The organism is Enterobacter sp. BWH64, from assembly GCF_001037645.1.
GTDB lineage: Bacteria > Pseudomonadota > Gammaproteobacteria > Enterobacterales > Enterobacteriaceae > Enterobacter > Enterobacter hormaechei_C.
Genome location: NZ_KQ089922.1, coordinates 4,689,979 through 4,708,120 on the forward strand (window position 1 = coordinate 4,689,979; position 18,142 = coordinate 4,708,120).

Annotated in this window: 17 protein-coding genes and 1 rRNA gene; 16 read left to right on the forward strand and 2 right to left on the reverse strand. The window is 52.9% G+C overall.

Annotated elements, in window-relative coordinates; genetic code table 11:
• Nucleotides 1-54: 54 nt before the first annotated feature.
• The 13 genes from msrP (at nucleotide 55) to SK50_RS22350 (ending at nucleotide 11,937) form a co-directional block, all read left to right on the forward strand.
• On the forward strand, nucleotides 55-1,056 hold the full coding sequence (msrP, locus tag SK50_RS22290) for a protein-methionine-sulfoxide reductase catalytic subunit MsrP (protein WP_015572016.1): 1,002 nt from the start codon (nucleotides 55-57) through the stop codon (nucleotides 1,054-1,056).
• Nucleotides 1,057-1,656, forward strand: coding sequence for a protein-methionine-sulfoxide reductase heme-binding subunit MsrQ (msrQ, locus tag SK50_RS22295; protein ID WP_045344051.1), 600 nt, complete (start codon nucleotides 1,057-1,059; stop codon nucleotides 1,654-1,656). It abuts the gene before it with no gap.
• Nucleotides 1,657-1,890: 234 nt separating this feature from the next.
• Entirely contained in the window at nucleotides 1,891-2,343 is a 453-nt protein-coding gene (gene aroQ / locus SK50_RS22300) for a type II 3-dehydroquinate dehydratase (protein ID WP_015572017.1), read from the forward strand.
• Nucleotides 2,344-2,364: 21 nt separating this feature from the next.
• Nucleotides 2,365-2,829, forward strand: a complete 465-nt coding sequence (gene accB, locus SK50_RS22305) for an acetyl-CoA carboxylase biotin carboxyl carrier protein (RefSeq protein WP_015572018.1) — start codon at nucleotides 2,365-2,367, stop codon at nucleotides 2,827-2,829.
• Between the two features lie 10 nt (nucleotides 2,830-2,839).
• Nucleotides 2,840-4,189 carry an acetyl-CoA carboxylase biotin carboxylase subunit gene (gene accC, locus SK50_RS22310; RefSeq protein WP_003860388.1) on the forward strand — a complete coding sequence of 450 codons (1,350 nt, stop codon included), beginning with the start codon at nucleotides 2,840-2,842 and terminating at the stop codon, nucleotides 4,187-4,189.
• A gap of 108 nt (nucleotides 4,190-4,297) precedes the next feature.
• Nucleotides 4,298-4,540, forward strand: coding sequence for a YhdT family protein (locus SK50_RS22315; RefSeq protein WP_003860385.1), 243 nt, complete (start codon nucleotides 4,298-4,300; stop codon nucleotides 4,538-4,540).
• Nucleotides 4,530-5,981: a sodium/pantothenate symporter gene (gene panF, locus SK50_RS22320; protein WP_017693892.1), complete on the forward strand. Its 1,452-nt coding sequence runs from the start codon at nucleotides 4,530-4,532 to the stop codon at nucleotides 5,979-5,981. Before SK50_RS22315 ends, panF begins: the two co-directional genes overlap by 11 nt.
• Before the next feature lie 11 nt (nucleotides 5,982-5,992).
• Nucleotides 5,993-6,874: a 50S ribosomal protein L11 methyltransferase gene (gene prmA / locus SK50_RS22325; protein ID WP_045344052.1), complete on the forward strand. Its 882-nt coding sequence runs from the start codon at nucleotides 5,993-5,995 to the stop codon at nucleotides 6,872-6,874.
• A gap of 137 nt (nucleotides 6,875-7,011) precedes the next feature.
• On the forward strand, nucleotides 7,012-7,752 hold the full coding sequence (locus tag SK50_RS22330; protein WP_017693891.1) for a carbonic anhydrase: 741 nt from the start codon (nucleotides 7,012-7,014) through the stop codon (nucleotides 7,750-7,752).
• A 330-nt stretch (nucleotides 7,753-8,082) separates the two neighbouring features.
• A complete protein-coding gene (gene dusB / locus SK50_RS22335) occupies nucleotides 8,083-9,048 on the forward strand; it encodes a tRNA dihydrouridine synthase DusB (RefSeq protein WP_015572023.1) in 966 nt (321 codons plus the stop codon).
• Between the two features lie 23 nt (nucleotides 9,049-9,071).
• Nucleotides 9,072-9,368 (forward strand): DNA-binding transcriptional regulator Fis, encoded by a 297-nt coding sequence (gene fis, locus SK50_RS22340; protein ID WP_000462905.1) that lies wholly within the window; start codon nucleotides 9,072-9,074, stop codon nucleotides 9,366-9,368.
• Between the two features lie 178 nt (nucleotides 9,369-9,546).
• Nucleotides 9,547-9,711 (forward strand): DUF2556 family protein, encoded by a 165-nt coding sequence (locus tag SK50_RS22345; RefSeq protein ID WP_003860373.1) that lies wholly within the window; start codon nucleotides 9,547-9,549, stop codon nucleotides 9,709-9,711.
• 141 nt (nucleotides 9,712-9,852) lie between these two features.
• Nucleotides 9,853-11,937, forward strand: a complete 2,085-nt coding sequence (locus SK50_RS22350; RefSeq protein ID WP_017693890.1) for a putative bifunctional diguanylate cyclase/phosphodiesterase — start codon at nucleotides 9,853-9,855, stop codon at nucleotides 11,935-11,937.
• On the opposite strand, the gene envR is transcribed toward SK50_RS22350, so the two are convergent.
• Nucleotides 11,932-12,579, reverse strand: coding sequence for an acrEF/envCD operon transcriptional regulator (gene envR / locus SK50_RS22355; RefSeq protein ID WP_015572025.1), 648 nt, complete (start codon nucleotides 12,577-12,579; stop codon nucleotides 11,932-11,934). The two genes, SK50_RS22350 and envR, sit on opposite strands and share 6 nt — an antisense overlap.
• Before the next feature lie 396 nt (nucleotides 12,580-12,975).
• On the opposite strand from envR, the gene SK50_RS22360 reads away from it, so the two are divergent.
• From SK50_RS22360 to SK50_RS22370, 3 genes are all read left to right on the forward strand, one after another.
• On the forward strand, nucleotides 12,976-14,115 hold the full coding sequence (locus SK50_RS22360; protein WP_015572026.1) for an efflux RND transporter periplasmic adaptor subunit: 1,140 nt from the start codon (nucleotides 12,976-12,978) through the stop codon (nucleotides 14,113-14,115).
• Between the two features lie 11 nt (nucleotides 14,116-14,126).
• A complete protein-coding gene (locus SK50_RS22365; protein WP_017693888.1) occupies nucleotides 14,127-17,240 on the forward strand; it encodes an efflux RND transporter permease subunit in 3,114 nt (1,037 codons plus the stop codon).
• Nucleotides 17,241-17,488: 248 nt separating this feature from the next.
• On the forward strand, nucleotides 17,489-17,710 hold the full coding sequence (locus SK50_RS22370; RefSeq protein ID WP_003860364.1) for a lipoprotein: 222 nt from the start codon (nucleotides 17,489-17,491) through the stop codon (nucleotides 17,708-17,710).
• Between the two features lie 335 nt (nucleotides 17,711-18,045).
• On the opposite strand, the gene rrf is transcribed toward SK50_RS22370, so the two are convergent.
• Nucleotides 18,046-18,142: ribosomal RNA gene (gene rrf / locus SK50_RS22375) — 5S ribosomal RNA — on the reverse strand; the annotation flags it as partial.

An 18,142-nucleotide genomic window follows, 5' to 3' on the forward strand; every position in this document is an offset into this window, starting at 1 on the left:
CGCGCTAACCCTCCTCCTCCGTCATGCTTAGAAAAACGCCTGACGGAGGATGCCATGAAAACCCGAAAACTGACGGAAGCCGACGTAACGTCTGAATCTGTCTTTATGCTACAGCGCCGCCAGATCCTGAAAATGCTTGGCATCAGCGCCACCGCCCTGACGCTCACCCCTGCGGCCCATGCCGATCTGCTCGACTGGTTTAAGGGCAACGATCGCCCGAAAGCCCCCTCCGGCGCACCGCTTAACTTCACCAAACCGGCGCAGTGGCAGAATAAACTGGCGCTGACGCCGGAAGATAAAGTCACCGGCTATAACAACTTCTATGAGTTTGGTCTCGATAAGGCCGATCCTGCCGCCAACGCCGGGAGCATGAAAACCGATCCCTGGACGCTGAAGATAGATGGCGAGGTGGCAAAACCGCTGACGCTGGATCATCATGACCTCACCACCCGCTTCCCACTTGAAGAACGCATTTACCGTATGCGCTGTGTGGAAGCCTGGTCGATGGTGGTGCCGTGGGTAGGTTTCCCTTTGCATAAACTGCTGGCGCTGGTTGAGCCCACCAGCAACGCGAAGTATGTTTCCTTCCAGACGCGCTACGCCCCGGACGAGATGCCAGGCCAGAAGGATCGGTTTATCGGCGGCGGGCTGGAGTATCCCTACGTTGAAGGTTTACGTCTCGACGAAGCCATGCATCCGCTTACGCTGCTCACCGTCGGGGTTTACGGCAAAGCGCTGCCGCCGCAAAACGGGGCGCCCATTCGCCTGACCGTACCGTGGAAATACGGTTTCAAGGGCATCAAATCGATCGTCAGCATTAAGCTCACCCGTGAACGCCCCCCCACCACCTGGAACCTGGCAGCGCCTGACGAGTATGGTTTTTTTGCCAACGTTAACCCGCACGTTGACCATCCGCGCTGGTCGCAGGCAACGGAACGTTTTATCGGCTCCGGCGGCGCGCTGGATGTAAAACGCCAGCCAACGCTGCTGTTTAACGGCTATGCGGATGAGGTGGCATCCCTCTACCGTGGGCTGAATTTACGGGAGAACTTCTAAGTGCGTTTAACGGCAAAGCAGATAACCTGGCTGAAGGTACTCCTGCATTTAGCAGGATTGCTCCCCTTTATCTGGCTCTTCTGGGCAGCCAGCCAGGGACAGTTCAGTGCCGATCCGGCGAAAGATATTCAGCATTTTACGGGTCGGATGGCTCTGAAATTTTTGCTGGCGACCTTGCTCGTCTCACCGCTGGCGCGCTACGCTAAACAGCCATTATTGATACGCACCCGTCGGCTTTTAGGGCTATGGTGTTTTGCCTGGGCGACGCTGCATCTCACCAGCTACGCCCTGCTGGAACTGGGCATTAACAACCAGGCACTCCTTGGCAGCGAACTGGTGACGCGTCCCTATCTGACGCTGGGTATCGTAAGCTGGCTGGTTTTACTGGCGCTGACGCTGACATCCACGCAGTATGCGCAGCGAAAACTGGGTCGACGCTGGCAACTGCTGCACAACTTCGTCTATCTTGTCGCGATCCTCGCCCCGATTCATTACCTGTGGTCGGTGAAGATTTTATCCCCTCAGCCGGTCATCTACGCCCTGCTGGCCCTGGCCCTTTTAGCGTGGCGTTACAAGAAGTTCCGCCAGTGGTTGCGATAGTTCACGAAACTGTGCGTTTTCCCGCAGATTATTTATCAACCGCGAATCTTTTTCGGATAGCGGTTGATAATCTTCCCTGATAAGACCAGTATTTAGCTGCCAAATGCTACGAAATCGTTATAATGTGCGACTTCGGTTTTCCGGACAGGGGTTTTAGGCCTCTGAAAGGGTGACAATTGCGCTTTGAGGGTATATGTTGTTTTTTACCCGAAAATCGCAGGAGATAGCGGCACAATGGCTGACAAATTCCAAATTTTAGTATTGAACGGTCCGAACCTGAACATGCTCGGCACCCGTGAGCCAGAGAAGTACGGCACGCTGACATTGAGCGAAATTGTTAACCGTCTGAGTACGGAAGCAGCCCCGCTGAATGTGGATTTGGACCATTTTCAGTCAAACGCGGAGTACGCAATCATCGACCGTATTCATCAGGCTAAAGACACTGTGGACTATATCCTGATCAATCCGGCCGCGTTTACGCACACCAGTGTTGCTATACGCGACGCACTGCTCGCGGTGAGTATCCCGTTTATCGAGATCCACCTGAGTAACGTGCACGCCCGAGAGCCGTTCCGCCACCATTCCTACCTGTCAGATATCGCCGCTGGCGTGATTTGTGGGCTGGGTGCAGACGGCTATTCATACGCTTTACAGACAGCGGTAAAACGCTTGTCACAATCACACTAAACAAGAGTACGGAACCCACTCATGGATATTCGTAAGATTAAAAAACTGATCGAGCTGGTTGAAGAATCAGGCATCTCCGAACTGGAAATTTCTGAAGGCGAAGAGTCTGTACGCATCAGCCGTGCAGCCCCGGCCGCTAGCTTCCCGGTAATGCAGCAAGCTTACGCTGCGCCAGTGCAGCAGCCTGCGCTCTCCGCAGCCGTTGCACCAGTGGCAGCAGAAGCGGCACCTGCGGCTGCAACAGAAATCAGTGGTCACATCGTACGTTCCCCAATGGTTGGTACTTTCTACCGCACCCCGAGCCCGGACGCGAAGGCGTTCATCGAAGTGGGTCAGAAAGTCAACGTAGGCGATACCCTGTGCATCGTTGAAGCCATGAAAATGATGAACCAGATCGAAGCAGACAAATCAGGTACTGTGAAAGCGATCCTGGTCGAAAGTGGTCAGCCGGTAGAATTTGACGAGCCGCTGGTCGTCATCGAGTAACGAGGCGAACATGCTGGATAAAATTGTTATCGCCAACCGTGGCGAGATTGCACTGCGTATTCTTCGTGCCTGTAAAGAGCTGGGCATCAAGACCGTGGCCGTGCACTCAAGCGCGGATCGCGATTTAAAACACGTATTGCTGGCGGATGAGACGGTCTGTATCGGTCCGGCTCCGTCCGTAAAAAGCTATCTGAACATCCCGGCGATCATCAGCGCCGCCGAAATCACTGGCGCGGTCGCGATTCACCCGGGTTATGGTTTCCTCTCTGAAAACGCCAACTTTGCTGAGCAGGTTGAACGCTCTGGCTTTATCTTCATTGGCCCGAAAGCCGACACCATTCGCCTGATGGGTGACAAAGTGTCTGCCATCACCGCGATGAAAAAAGCCGGCGTGCCAACCGTACCGGGCTCTGACGGCCCGCTGACCGACGATATGGATGCTAACCGCGCCCATGCTAAACGCATTGGCTATCCGGTGATCATCAAAGCGTCCGGCGGCGGCGGCGGTCGCGGTATGCGCGTTGTACGCAGTGATGCTGAACTGGCGCAGTCCATCTCCATGACCAAAGCGGAAGCGAAAGCGGCTTTCAGCAATGACATGGTGTACATGGAAAAATACCTGGAAAACCCACGCCACATCGAAATTCAGGTGCTGGCTGACGGTCAGGGTAACGCAATCTATCTGGCAGAACGTGACTGCTCCATGCAGCGTCGTCACCAGAAAGTGGTCGAAGAAGCGCCAGCGCCGGGCATTACGCCTGAACTGCGTCGCTACATCGGCGAGCGTTGCGCTAAAGCGTGTGTCGATATCGGCTATCGCGGTGCAGGTACCTTTGAGTTCCTGTTCGAAAACGGCGAGTTCTACTTCATTGAGATGAACACCCGTATTCAGGTTGAACACCCGGTTACTGAAATGATCACCGGCGTTGACCTGATCAAAGAACAGCTGCGTATCGCTGCCGGTCAGCCGCTGTCCATCAAACAGGAAGAAGTTGTGGTTAAAGGCCATGCGGTAGAGTGCCGTATCAACGCCGAAGACCCGAACACCTTCCTGCCAAGCCCGGGTAAAATCACGCGTTTCCACGCGCCGGGTGGCTTTGGTGTGCGCTGGGAGTCCCATATCTACGCCGGTTACACCGTACCGCCGTACTATGACTCAATGATCGGTAAGCTGATCTGCTACGGCGAAAACCGTGACGTGGCCATTGCCCGCATGAAGAACGCCCTTCAGGAGCTGATCATCGACGGGATCAAAACCAACGTTGATCTCCAGATGCGCATTATGAGCGACGAGCACTTCCAGAATGGTGGCACTAACATCCACTACCTGGAGAAAAAACTCGGTCTGAACGAGAAGTAAGAGACCTGTGTTGCTAAAAGGCCGGATTATCCGGCCTTTTTTATTTCTGGGGATCGCTAAGCCCCATCATGTACAATCCCCGCTTTCTTCATCCACAAGGGACAAAAAATGGACAAACGTTTTGTTCAGGCCCATAAAGAAGCGCGCTGGGCGCTGTGGCTGACCCTTCTCTATCTCGCTGCATGGTTAGTAACTGCTTACTTACCTGATTCGGCGATTGGCATTACCGGCCTCCCGCACTGGTTTGAAATGGCCTGCCTGCTGCTGCCGCTGGTGTTTATCCTGCTGTGCTGGGCGATGGTGAAATTCATCTATCGCGATATTTCACTGGAGGACGATGATGCAGCTTGAAGTCATTCTGCCCCTTATCGCTTACCTGTTCCTGGTGTTTGGCCTGTCGGTTTATGCGATGCGTAAACGTTCGACCGGCACCTTTCTGAACGAGTATTTCCTCGGGAGCCGCTCAATGGGTGGCGTCGTGCTGGCCATGACGCTGACCGCCACGTACATCAGCGCCAGCTCGTTTATCGGTGGCCCCGGCGCCGCTTATAAGTACGGGCTGGGCTGGGTACTGCTGGCCATGATCCAGCTGCCTGCCATCTGGCTCTCTCTGGGCATACTGGGTAAAAAGTTTGCCATTCTGGCCCGTCGCTACAATGCCGTAACGCTGAACGATATGCTGTTTGCCCGCTATCAGAGTCGCTTGCTGGTATGGCTGGCAAGCCTGAGTCTGCTGGTGGCGTTTATTGGCGCAATGACGGTGCAGTTTATCGGCGGGGCGCGACTGCTGGAGACAGCAGCCGGGATCCCCTATGAGACGGGCCTGGTCATTTTCGGTGTGAGTATCGCGCTGTATACCGCGTTTGGCGGGTTCCGCGCCAGCGTACTCAACGACACGATGCAGGGGATGGTGATGCTCATTGGCACCCTCGTTCTGCTGGTGGGTATCGTGCATGCCGCAGGGGGCCTGAGCCATGCGGTTGAAACCCTGGAAGCGATCGATCCGAAACTGGTCTCGCCGCAGGGGGCGGATGACATCCTCTCTCCAGCCTTTATGACCTCGTTCTGGGTACTGGTGTGCTTTGGCGTGATTGGCCTGCCGCATACCGCCGTGCGCTGCATCTCATATAAAGACAGCAAAGCGGTGCACCGCGGGATCATTATCGGGACAATTGTGGTGGCGATCCTGATGTTCGGTATGCACCTGGCGGGTGCGCTGGGACGCGCGGTGATCCCTGACCTTACCGTACCGGATCTGGTCATTCCAACCCTGATGGTGAAAGTGCTTCCGCCGTTTGCCGCCGGGATTTTCCTCGCCGCACCCATGGCGGCCATTATGTCGACCATCAACGCTCAGTTGCTGCAAAGTTCCGCTACGATCATTAAAGATCTCTATCTGAATTTGCGCCCTGAACAGGTCGAAAATGAGCGACGCCTTAAGCGCATGTCGGCGGTGATTACCCTGGTGCTGGGGGCGTTGCTGCTGCTGGCCGCGTGGCGTCCACCGGAGATGATCATCTGGTTGAACCTGCTCGCCTTTGGTGGGCTGGAGGCCGTTTTCCTGTGGCCGCTGGTGCTGGGGCTCTACTGGGAACGCGCGAATGCCGCGGGTGCATTAAGCGGCATGATTGTCGGGGGCGTCCTGTATGCTGTTCTCGCCACGTTTAAAATTCAGTATCTGGGCTTCCATCCGATCGTGCCTTCGTTACTGGTAAGTTTACTGGCGTTTGTGGTGGGAAACCGTTTTGGTCGACCGGTGCCACAAACTGTCCTGATTTCTACTGACAAATAAAGAGTTTTGCCATGCCGTGGATCCAATTAAAACTGAACACAACCGGCGCGAACGCCGAAGAACTGAGTGATGCGCTGATGGAGGCCGGTTCGGTCTCTATCACCTTCCAGGACACGCATGACACGCCGGTCTTTGAGCCGCTGCCAGGCGAAACGCGCCTGTGGGGTGATACGGACGTTATCGGCCTGTTCGATGCAGAAACCGACATGAAAGAGGTCGTGGCGATTCTGGAAAACCATTCGCTGCTGGGCGTGGGTTTCGCGCATAAAATTGAACAGCTGGAAGACAAAGACTGGGAACGCGAGTGGATGGACAACTTCCATCCGATGCAGTTTGGTCAGCGTCTGTGGATCTGCCCAAGCTGGCGTGAAGTTCCCGATAAAAACGCCGTCAACGTGATGCTGGATCCGGGTCTGGCGTTCGGCACCGGCACCCACCCGACAACCTCCCTGTGCCTGCAATGGCTGGATGGCCTGGATCTGGAAGGCAAAACCGTGATCGACTTCGGTTGCGGATCCGGGATCCTTGCTATCGCGGCGCTGAAACTGGGCGCGGCAAAAGCCATCGGGATCGACATCGATCCGCAGGCGATTCAGGCCAGCCGTGATAACGCCGAGCGTAATGGCGTTTCCGATCGCCTTGAACTGTATCTGCCCGATGCACAGCCAGAGGCGATGAAAGCCGATGTTGTGGTCGCGAATATCCTGGCTGGCCCGTTACGCGAGCTGGCGCCGTTAATCAGCGTGCTGCCGGTTGAAGGCGGTCTGCTGGGCCTGTCCGGTATCCTTGCCAGCCAGGCAGACAGCGTCTGTGAAGCCTACGCCGATCTCTTCGCGCTCGACCCGGTGGTCGAGAAAGAAGAGTGGTGTCGCATCACCGGCCGTAAAAAATAAGCGTTTGGCGTGGTCGTCTGACCACGCCTTTTCCCTTCGGTTTTTTCTCCCGCCTTCTTCCTTTCTTCGATAAAATAACCGCACAAATCATAATGTTAATCATTGATTTGGATAATAAAATTCACAGGAAGAATATGATGAAACACATTTCAGGCAAGGCAGCGCTGCTGGCGCTGAGCATAATTTCGGCTACGGCTTACGCATCACACTGGAGTTATCAGGGAGAAGGCGCACCGGAACACTGGGGCGAACTGGACGAGGCGTACAAGACGTGTAAAAGCGGAATGTATCAGTCGCCGGTCAACATAGATAACACGGTCAAAGCCCACATCTCTCCGCTGGAAACGCACTATATCGACGGCCCGGTCATTCTGACAAACAACGGCCATACTATCCAGGCAAGTGAAAATGCCGATACACGCGACAGCATCACGCTTGATAAACAGCGCTGGACGTTACAGCAGTTCCATTTCCATGCGCCATCCGAAAACACGGTGCACGGTAAAAAATACGCAATGGAAATGCATCTGGTCCATAAAAACGCTGACGGCGAACTGACGGTCGTTGCCGTTATGTTCGATCAGGGCGCGGCAAACACTGAACTGGATAAACTCTGGGGCGTGATGCCCGGACAGGTTGACCAGAACGTCACGATTAAGCCAACCCTCGATATGAATAAATTACTGCCCACGGATAAAACCTACTGGCGTTTTAGCGGCTCTCTGACCACGCCACCGTGTTCAGAAGGGGTGACATGGCTGGTGCTCAAGCACCCGCTGACCGTCTCTGCTGAACAGCTGCAAAAATTCACTCACACCATGCACCATGAAAACAGCCGCCCGGTTCAACCGCTTCATGGCCGTCTGGTTGTTGAATAAGTCGATTTTTTTACGCTGATATCCTGTGCTGAAATGCGACGCAGATCGCAAAGAAGCGCCATAATCTGCTGCTTATAGCAGCAGATTATCCCGGACAATTGATTCATTTATTCAGAAATGATGAGAAGTTACGGGAAATTGTAAGCGCCCACAAAATGTTCATTTATTCATAACACAATGATTTAAATAGCGAATAATCTTATCCAAAAAGAATGACTGGCGATTCCTTGATCTACAACAGAGGATTGTTCAAAGTTTGGCCTTTCATCTCGTGCAAAAAATGCGTAATATACGCCGCCTTGCAGTCACAGTATGGTCATTTCTTAACTCATGCGCATCGGACACCACCAGCTCAGAAATCGCCTGATCGCAGCCCCAATGGCAGGTATTACCGACCGGCCGTTCAGGACGCTGTGTTACGAGATGGGAGCAGGCCTGACCGTTTCCGAGATGATGTCGTCTAACCCGCAGGTTTGGGAAAGCGATAAGTCCCGCCTACGGATGGTGCACATTGATGAACCAGGTATCCGCACCGTGCAAATTGCCGGAAGCGTGCCTGAAGAGATGGCAGATGCCGCGCGTATTAACGTGGAAAGTGGCGCCCAGATTATTGATATCAATATGGGTTGCCCGGCCAAAAAGGTGAATCGCAAGCTTGCAGGTTCAGCCCTTCTGCAATACCCCGACCAGGTGAAGTCAATCCTGACGGCGGTTGTCAGCGCAGTGGACGTTCCTGTTACGTTGAAGATTCGCACGGGTTGGTCGCCGGAACACCGTAACTGCGTAGAGATTGCCCAACTGGCCGAAGACTGTGGCATTCAGGCCCTGACCATTCATGGACGCACTCGCGCCTGTTTGTTCAACGGTGAAGCTGAATACGACAGCATTCGGGCAGTTAAGCAGAAAGTTTCCATTCCGGTTATCGCGAATGGCGACATTACTGACCCGCTTAAAGCCAGAGCTGTGCTCGACTATACGGGAGCTGATGCTCTGATGATAGGACGTGCCGCTCAGGGAAGACCCTGGATCTTTCGGGAAATCCAGCATTATCTGGACACTGGGGAGCTGCTTGCCCCACTGCCTCTGGCAGAGGTTAAGCGCTTGCTTTGTTCGCATGTTCGGGAACTGCATGACCACTACGGCCAGGCAAAAGGGTACCGAATTGCGCGTAAACACGTCTCCTGGTATCTCCAGGAGCACGCTCCAAATGACCAGTTTCGGCGCACATTCAACGCCATTGAGGATGCCAGCGAACAGCTGGAGGCGTTGGAGGCATACTTCGAAAATCTTGCGTAATGAAATAAAGAGCTGACAGAACTATGTTCGAACAACGCGTAAATTCTGACGTACTGACCGTTTCTACCGTTAACTCTCAGGATCAGGTGACTCAAAAGCCCCTGCGTGACTCGGTTAAACAGGCACTGAAGAACTATTTTGCTCAACTGAACGGTCAGGATGTTAATGACCTGTATGAGCTGGTACTGGCTGAAGTTGAACAGCCACTGTTGGACATGGTGATGCAATACACCCGTGGTAATCAAACCCGCGCTGCCCTGATGATGGGCATCAACCGTGGTACCCTGCGTAAGAAACTGAAAAAATACGGCATGAACTAATTTCGATTAGCTAACTGCTTGTTTAAAAAGGCGCTCTTCGGCATGGGGAAGCGCCTTTTTTATCGTCCGGACGGGCAACCGTCAATGCTTTGTAAACCTTCTCTTTCCCCACTTTTCAACGCCCGCTTTTCGTGTATATTTCCAGCAACTTACAGGCTCTCTTTTCACGGAATGACACATGATTCGTAAATACTGGTGGCTGGTCGTTTTTGCTGTCTCTGTTTTCATTTTTGATGCGCTGCTGATGCAGTGGATTGAACTGATGAGCACCGAAACCGATAAATGTCGCAATATGAATTCCGTGAACCCGCTTAAACTGGTCAACTGCTCAGAGCTGGACTAACCGCTTCCATCCTGTCCCCCCCCCTGTTATCACTCAATAAAAACAGGGATTTAAATCACTTTTCGTCATTTCCTGACGATGATAATGTCTGTGCCCTTTCCAACCGCTCTTGCTTAACGTCTCACAACGAGTGAACAGACCATGCTGGTTAGCCAATACAACCAAATCCTCGTAGTCATCTCCTTTGTTGTTGCCATTCTTGCCGCCTATACCGCGCTGAATATGGCTGCGCGCGTTGCCGGAAGCCAGGGCATCGCTGCACGCGTCTGGCTGGCAGGTGGCGGTGTTTCGATGGGGATTGGCGTGTGGGCGATGCATTTCATCGGTATGCTGGCGATGGATCTTTCCATGAGCATGAGTTACAACGCGGTCCTGACCGTGCTTTCGATGGTTATCGCCATCAGCTCGTCAATGTTTGCCCTGTGGCTCGTTAGCGGCGAGCAGCTACGTTTGCGCCGGCTGCTGCCTGGCGCCGTCGTGATGGGAACGGGCATTGTTGCCATGCACTACACTGGTATGGCAGCCCTGGAGGTCACACCGGGTATTGTCTGGGATAAAACGTGGGTGGCTATCTCCGTGGTCATTGCCCTTGCCGCTTCACTGGCCGCTCTTTGGCTGACGTTCCGTTTACGTCAGGAAGCCGCACGAATGGCGTTGATGCGGCTGGGGGCGGCGATCACCATGGGCATCGCTATCGCTGGCATGCATTACGCCGGCATGGAAGCAGCACAATTTCCAATGTCGACGATGGTCCACCATCATGGCATTAACGGGAGCTGGCTGGCGATACTGGTTAGCGTGGTCGCGCTCGCTATTCTGGGGATTACGCTGCTGGTGTCGATGTTCGATGCCCGCCTTCAGGCTCGTACCTCGCTGCTGGCCTCATCACTGGCAGAAGCTAATCGTGAACTCGCACAGCTGGCGTTACATGATACGCTGACGCGATTACCCAATCGTATTCTGCTTGAGGATCGCCTCGATCAGGCCATCAGCAAGGCCGATCGCGAAGGAAGCCCTTTCGCGCTGATGTTTATGGATCTTGATGGCTTTAAAACCGTCAACGATGCCTATGGTCATGATGTCGGTGACAAGCTTCTGGTTGCGGTGACTCAGCGTTTGCTGTTGCAGTTGAAAGGTCAGTATACGCTGGCGCGTATCGGTGGGGATGAATTCGTCCTGCTGGCCGAAACCGCCACTCCGGATGATGCTGCCTCACTGGCAAATTCACTGGTGCGCGTCATTGATAGCCCGTTCCATCTCGATCCTTATGAACTGATGGTCACCCTGAGCATTGGCATTGCGCTCTATCCACACGATGGCAAAACCGATCGTGAACTGATGTTTAACGCTGATGCTGCGATGTACCACACGAAACATATGGGTCGTAACGGCTATCACTTCTTCCAGCCGTCAATGAATACGCTGGCGCAGACGCATCTACAGCTGATGAATGATCTGTGGCAGGCCATCGACCGTAATGAGTTACGCCTGCTTTATCAACCTAAATTCCACGCTCCTGCCGGGCCAGTCCTCGGGTTCGAAGCGCTGTTACGCTGGCAGCATCCCAAACAGGGGTTACTCTCCCCTGACCTGTTTCTACCGCTGGCAGAGAAAACGGGGCTGATTATTCCGATTGGAAACTGGGTAATCGACGAGGCCTGCCGCCAGCTGCATGAATGGCATCTTCAGGGCCACACGGACTGGTCAATGGCGGTGAATCTTTCTACATTGCAGTTCGAACAGCCGTCGCTGGTTAAAACAGTTCTCGATTGTCTGACGCGCCATAGCGTACCACCCGGCATGTTGATCCTGGAGGTGACCGAAACCACGGCAATGAACAATCCGGACGAAAGCGTTCGTGTCCTGACAGCGCTGACGGATGCGGGAGTAAAAGCCTCGATAGACGATTTTGGCACCGGTTACTCAAGCCTTCTGTATCTTAAGCGACTCCCCGCCTGCGAGTTGAAAATCGATCGTGCTTTTGTGAAAGAGTTAAGTGGTGAGAGCGAAGATGCGACGATTGTCTCGGCGATTGTCGCCCTGGCAAAAACGCTGAATCTGAAGGTCGTGGCGGAAGGGGTCGAAACCGCAGCGCAGCAAACCTTTCTGACAGAACTGGGATGCAATACGCTACAGGGTTACCTGCTGGGCAAACCGATTACCGCGCAAGCTATTATGGAACAGTGCCAGCACGGGGAGATGTCGCCACCCCGGACGCGGTCATGAGGCTGTATCGTAAACCACTGGCGCCACTCGGGTGATATTTAGTGTCGCCAGAATATTATCCACCAGCGCCGGTGCTTGTTTGTACAGATTAAAATTGTTGCTATCCATTAACCAGTTTTTAATGACACCGCTAAAAAAGGCGTGGAAAACAATCAGCGCCAGTTCAATATTGGTTTGCGAAGAGATAACGTTACGAGCAATGCATCGCTTTAGCGTCTTGCGAAGATAATCATCGTTTAAACCGATCCGCTTGCGTATTTCACATTCTGAAATCACATCGTCATGAAATTCACACTTATGATACAAAATTTGTAAAAGCGCATATTGCCGCGGCTCGCTCGCAATATATTGCAGTGCGACAATAAATTGTTCACGAAGCATTAACAAAGGGTCGTCATTTTCGGAAAGTATTAACCTGTCACGAATCATCTCACGCATCGGCAATTGCTGATCCCATATTGCATTAAATATTTCCGCTTTACTCGAGAAATGCCAGTAAACCGCCCCGCGAGTGAGTTGAGCAGCATCGGCGATGTCGGTAAGCGTGGTGCTGGACACGCCACGCGTCGCGAATAGCCCGATAGCGGCTTCAATCAGCTGCTGGCGGGTCTTTTGAGCCTCTTCTTTCTTTTTGCGCGCCATAACCTGCTACTCATTACTCATAAGATTGATACGTTATCAAAGGATATTGCCGTGGTCGTGTAGTCAAAGTATTAACCAAAACCCGTGTTAATTTTGCACAAAAAAAGTCAATTCATTTAATTTATAATTCACGTGAATAAATCGAATACATAAAATTCATAAAATATATGAATAGCATTCACCGAAAACATTTCGTTGATTATCCTGACAGAAAAAGAATGCCGAATGCACTGTGTCAGATTCCGATTTTTACTTTTAAAAGCTCCATCAGCACTTATAAATTAAAAAACATTAAACACCCTCATTATTATACGCGGCTACATTTCTATTTTTTGCCTCACACCCTTTCACCGATTCATGGCATATATCGGCTCAAGGGTAGTTTAAGGAACAGTAATGACGAATCACTTCAGATGCTTACCCTTATCCGGTTTCATTGTCTGTGCCGCGCTGCTCACCGGGTGCGATGGGCAAGAAAACCCACAGCAGCATGCGCAAGCTCCTCAGGTCAGTGTTCATATTGTTAAAAGCGCGCCACTGGCCGTAACGACAGAATTGCCCGGCAGAACTGACGCGTATCGTGTTGCGGAGGTTCGTCCTCAGGTAAGTGGTATCATTCTGCACCGTAATTTTACCGAAGGCAGCGACGTTAAAGCGGGTGAATCCCTTTATCAAATCGATCCGGCCACCTATCAGGCAGCCTACGACAATGCGAAAGGTGAACTGGTAAAAGCACAGGCGGCGGCGAATATCGCCCATCTGACGGTGAAACGTTACGTTCCGCTGGTTGGTACGCAATATGTGAGCAAGCAGGAGTACGATCAGGCGGTGGCAACTGCCCAGCAGGCGGATGCGAGCGTGGTTGCCGCGAAGGCTGGCGTTGAAAGCGCGCGGATCAACCTGGCCTATACGAAAGTCACATCCCCAATCAACGGGCGTATAGGTAAATCCAGCGTCACCGAAGGGGCGTTAGTCACTAATGGCCAGGCAACTGCACTGGCGACGGTTCAGCAACTCGATCCCATTTATGTCGATGTGACGCAATCCAGCAGCGATTTTATGCGCCTGAAGCAGCAGACGAGCCTGCAAAAGGGAGACACCAGCAGCGTCGAGTTGCTGATGGAAAATGGCCAGCCTTATCCGCTGAAAGGGACGCTCCAGTTCTCTGATGTCACGGTAGATGAAAGTACCGGCTCAATCACCCTTCGCGCCCTCTTCCCTAACCCACAGCATATGCTGTTACCGGGTATGTTTGTCCGTGCGCGCATCGATGAAGGTACGCAACCTGATGCCATTCTGGTTCCTCAGCAGGGGGTAACCCGTACACCACGCGGAGATGCCACCGTGCTTGTGGTAAATGAGAAAAACCAGGTGGAATCACGCACTGTCGTTGCACCGCAGGCGATTGGCGATCGCTGGCTGATCACGGAAGGCCTCAAAAACGGCGACCGCGTCATTATCAGCGGCCTGCAAAAAGTTCGCCCTGGCGTCACCGTCGTGGCTATTCCTGATACCGCAGCGACTCCAGCCAGTTAAGGAATAACGACATGGCTAATTTCTTTATTCAACGGCCTGTTTTCGCCTGGGTACTCGCCATCATTCTGATGATTGCGGGCGGGCTGGCCATTTTAAAACTACCGGTCGCGCAATATCCGACCATTGCGCCGCCGGCGGTTGCGGTGACAGCAACCTACCCGGGCGCTGATGCCCAGACGGTACAGGACACCGTCACTCAGGTTATCGAACAGAACATGAACGGTATCGATAATTTGATGTACATGTCGTCCACCAGTGATTCCGCTGGTAACGTCACCATTACGCTGACGTTCGAGTCGGGTACAGATCCTGATATTGCGCAGGTGCAGGTTCAGAACAAACTCCAGCTCGCCATGCCGCTGCTGCCACAAGAAGTGCAGCAGCAGGGGATCGGCGTGGAGAAATCCAGCAGCAGCTTCCTGCTGGTTGCAGGCTTTGTGTCGGACAATAAAAACCTCACGCAGGATGATATCTCCGACTATGTCGCTTCTAATGTAAAAGATGCGATCAGCCGTACTTCCGGCGTCGGTGACGTGCAGCTGTTCGGTGCCCAGTATGCAATGCGCATCTGGCTGGACAGCAACGCGATGAACAAATATCAGCTCACGCCGCTGGATATCATTAACCAGCTAAAAACGCAGAACGACCAGATTGCTGCGGGCCAGTTGGGCGGAACACCGTCCGTACCTGGGCAGCAACTGAACGCCTCAATTATTGCTCAAACGCGTCTGAAATCGCCGGAGGAGTTTGGTCGTGTGACGCTGAAGGTGAACCAGGACGGTTCAATGGTCCACCTGAAAGATGTGGCCCGCATTGAGCTGGGTGGCGAAAACTACAACATGGTCACCAAAATCAATGGCCAGGCAGCAACGGGGCTGGGGATCAAGCTGGCGACTGGCGCAAACGCGCTGGATACCGCTGCCGCCATCAAGAGTAAACTGGCGCAGTTGCAGCCCTTCTTCCCTCAGGGCCTGAAAGTCGTGTATCCGTACGACACCACACCTTTCGTGAAGATCTCAATCCATGAGGTGGTGAAGACACTGTTTGAAGCGATTGTTCTCGTGTTCCTGGTGATGTACTTGTTCCTGCAAAACCTGCGGGCAACGCTTATTCCGACGATCGCCGTGCCCGTGGTGTTACTGGGCACCTTTGCGGTACTGGCTGCGTTCGGGTTCTCCATTAACACCCTGACGATGTTCGGGATGGTATTGGCGATAGGTCTGCTCGTCGATGACGCCATCGTGGTGGTCGAGAACGTAGAACGCGTCATGGTTGAGGACAAGCTGCCGCCAAAAGAGGCGACGCAGAAGTCGATGGAGCAAATCCAGGGCGCTCTGGTGGGCATTGCCATGGTGCTTTCGGCGGTATTTATTCCGATGGCATTCTTTGGTGGTTCAACCGGGGCTATCTATCGTCAGTTCTCGCTGACCATTGTCTCCGCGATGGCCTTGTCGGTACTGGTGGCGTTGATATTAACGCCTGCTCTTTGTGCCACGCTGCTCAAACCGGTTTCCAGCGAACATCATGAAAAGAAAGGTGGTTTCTTCGGCTGGTTTAACGCGCTCTTTGATAAGAGTGTGGAGCACTACAGCAACAGCGTAAGCGGCATTTTACGTAAGACCGGCCGCTATCTGCTGGTTTACGTCATCATCGTCGGCGGCATGGCAGTTCTGTTCCTGCGCCTGCCTTCCTCCTTCCTGCCGGAAGAGGATCAGGGGGTGTTTATGACGATGGTTCAGTTGCCGGCAGGGGCGACGCAAATGCGTACTCAGCAGGTACTCGATCAGGTTCAGGATTATTACCTGACGAAAGAGAAAGCGAACGTTGAATCGGTCTTTACCGTAAACGGTTTTAGCTTTAGCGGACAGGGGCAGAACTCCGGTATCGCTTTCGTCAGCCTGAAGCCATGGGAAGAACGTCCGGGCAAGGAAAACGGCGTTGAGGCGATTGTCAGCCGCGCGACGAAAGCGTTCAGCCAGATCAAAGACGGTCTTGTATTTCCGTTTAACCTGCCTGCCATTATTGAACTGGGTACCGCAACAGGCTTTGACTTTGAACTGATTGACCAGGCAAACCTGGGGCATACGCAGTTAACCCAGGCGCGTAACCAGCTGCTGGGCATGGTGAGAGAACATCCTGACTTACTGGTTCGCGTGCGTCCTAATGGACTGGAAGATACGCCACAGTTCAAGCTGGACGTCGATCAGGAGAAGGCACAGGCGCTGGGTGTGAGCGTGTCTGACGTCAATCAGACGATTTCAACAGCGCTGGGTGGCACCTATGTGAACGACTTTATCGATCACGGACGGGTGAAAAAAGTTTATGTCCAGGCTGATGCTCGCTTCCGTATGCTACCCGGAGACATTAACGGCCTGTATGTGCGTAGCGCTAACGGCGAAATGGTGCCTTTCTCTGCCTTTAGCAGCTCTCACTGGGTGTACGGTTCACCGCGTCTGGAACGTTACAATGGGATGCCATCAATGGAGATCCTCGGTGAGTCTGCCCCTGGCAAAAGTACCGGTGAGGCAATGGCGTTGATGGAAAGCCTTGCGTCAAAACTGCCTTCCGGCATCGGCTACGACTGGACGGGGATGTCTTATCAGGAACGACTTTCCGGGAATCAGGCTCCGGCGCTGTACGCCATCTCACTGATTGTGGTGTTCCTGTGTCTGGCGGCCCTCTATGAAAGTTGGTCAATTCCCTTCTCGGTCATGCTGGTTGTGCCGCTGGGGGTGATCGGCGCGCTTCTGGCTGCATCAATGCGAGGGCTGAACAATGACGTTTACTTCCAGGTTGGTCTGCTTACGACAATTGGTTTATCAGCCAAGAACGCCATACTGATCGTTGAGTTCGCCAAGGATCTCATGGATAAAGAAGGCAAAGGGATTATCGAAGCCACGCTTGAAGCCTCGCGTATGCGTCTGCGTCCTATCCTGATGACTTCCCTGGCATTCATCCTTGGTGTTATGCCTCTGGTCATCAGCAGCGGTGCTGGTAGTGGGGCACAAAATGCGGTCGGGACGGGCGTGATGGGCGGGATGCTGTCAGCCACCCTGTTGGCCATTTTCTTTGTTCCTGTTTTCTTTGTGGTTGTCCGGAGACGGTTTACAAAGCACAAGGATTAATGAAAACCATAAAGGCACCTCTGGTGCCTTTTTTATTTCCTGAAAACAATGTAAAAACACTTCCCCTCTTCACATTTCCTCCATTAATAATCAGTGCCCGCGCTTTTTTCTTCATAATTTTTACAATCCACACAAATTGAGATTATTCCCCGTGCTGCATGGTATTAGTGCGGTGGTAAAATAATCATCAGTTCGTTAATTGCTGTATCGGCTCTTTAGCGAATAAGCGATCATATTGAGGTAACATCATGAAAAGATTCCTTTCCGTTGCACTTCTCGCTGCGCTGCTTGCTGGTTGCGCGCACGACTCTCCATGTGTACCGGTATACGACGATCAGGGGCGACTGGTTCACACCAATACCTGTATGAAGGGCACTACCCAGGATAACTGGGAAACAGCAGGTGCGATTGCTGGTGGCGCCGCGGCAATCGCTGGCCTGACACTCGGTATTGTCGCCCTGACTAAATAAGGCTTCTAAAAGCGCGGCCATCGCCGCGCTTTTATTTTTCCCTGATATAAGGAACGTATATTCCTCATCACGAATAGCATCAGATATTAATTAAATTCAATACGCTACCTTACTCCCCGCTATACCCCATACCTGTACATAACATTTAATTGATTTAACGCTGCTGCGAGCCAGCATAATGCATTCCACAACTTCAGTTTCAGTAGGGTAAAACGCTTTAATACGTCCGTAAGGTATTAATGGCGACAGCAGGAATATCGAATGAGGGAATTGGTTTGGCTGGAGCGATAACGCAAAAAGGCCATCCTTTCGGATGGCCTTTCTACTTGTTTGATGTCTGGCAGTTCCCTACTCTCACATGGGGAGACCCCACACTACCATCGGCGCTACGGCGTTTCACTTCTGAGTTCGGCATGGGGTCAGGTGGGACCA

Excerpts from the sequence above, each read along its gene's own strand:
- msrP (WP_015572016.1), top strand. The coding sequence starts at position 55 with ATGAAAACCCGAAAACTGACGGAAGCCGACGTAACGTCTGAATCTGTC.
- aroQ (WP_015572017.1), top strand. The coding sequence starts at position 1,891 with ATGGCTGACAAATTCCAAATTTTAGTATTGAACGGTCCGAACCTGAAC.
- accB (WP_015572018.1), top strand. The coding sequence starts at position 2,365 with ATGGATATTCGTAAGATTAAAAAACTGATCGAGCTGGTTGAAGAATCA.
- accC (WP_003860388.1), top strand. The coding sequence starts at position 2,840 with ATGCTGGATAAAATTGTTATCGCCAACCGTGGCGAGATTGCACTGCGT.
- SK50_RS22315 (WP_003860385.1), top strand. The coding sequence starts at position 4,298 with ATGGACAAACGTTTTGTTCAGGCCCATAAAGAAGCGCGCTGGGCGCTG.
- panF (WP_017693892.1), top strand. The coding sequence starts at position 4,530 with ATGCAGCTTGAAGTCATTCTGCCCCTTATCGCTTACCTGTTCCTGGTG.
- prmA (WP_045344052.1), top strand. The coding sequence starts at position 5,993 with ATGCCGTGGATCCAATTAAAACTGAACACAACCGGCGCGAACGCCGAA.
- SK50_RS22330 (WP_017693891.1), top strand. The coding sequence starts at position 7,012 with ATGAAACACATTTCAGGCAAGGCAGCGCTGCTGGCGCTGAGCATAATT.
- dusB (WP_015572023.1), top strand. The coding sequence starts at position 8,083 with ATGCGCATCGGACACCACCAGCTCAGAAATCGCCTGATCGCAGCCCCA.
- fis (WP_000462905.1), top strand. The coding sequence starts at position 9,072 with ATGTTCGAACAACGCGTAAATTCTGACGTACTGACCGTTTCTACCGTT.
- SK50_RS22345 (WP_003860373.1), top strand. The coding sequence starts at position 9,547 with ATGATTCGTAAATACTGGTGGCTGGTCGTTTTTGCTGTCTCTGTTTTC.
- SK50_RS22350 (WP_017693890.1), top strand. The coding sequence starts at position 9,853 with ATGCTGGTTAGCCAATACAACCAAATCCTCGTAGTCATCTCCTTTGTT.
- envR (WP_015572025.1), bottom strand. The coding sequence starts at position 12,579 with ATGGCGCGCAAAAAGAAAGAAGAGGCTCAAAAGACCCGCCAGCAGCTG.
- SK50_RS22360 (WP_015572026.1), top strand. The coding sequence starts at position 12,976 with ATGACGAATCACTTCAGATGCTTACCCTTATCCGGTTTCATTGTCTGT.
- SK50_RS22365 (WP_017693888.1), top strand. The coding sequence starts at position 14,127 with ATGGCTAATTTCTTTATTCAACGGCCTGTTTTCGCCTGGGTACTCGCC.
- SK50_RS22370 (WP_003860364.1), top strand. The coding sequence starts at position 17,489 with ATGAAAAGATTCCTTTCCGTTGCACTTCTCGCTGCGCTGCTTGCTGGT.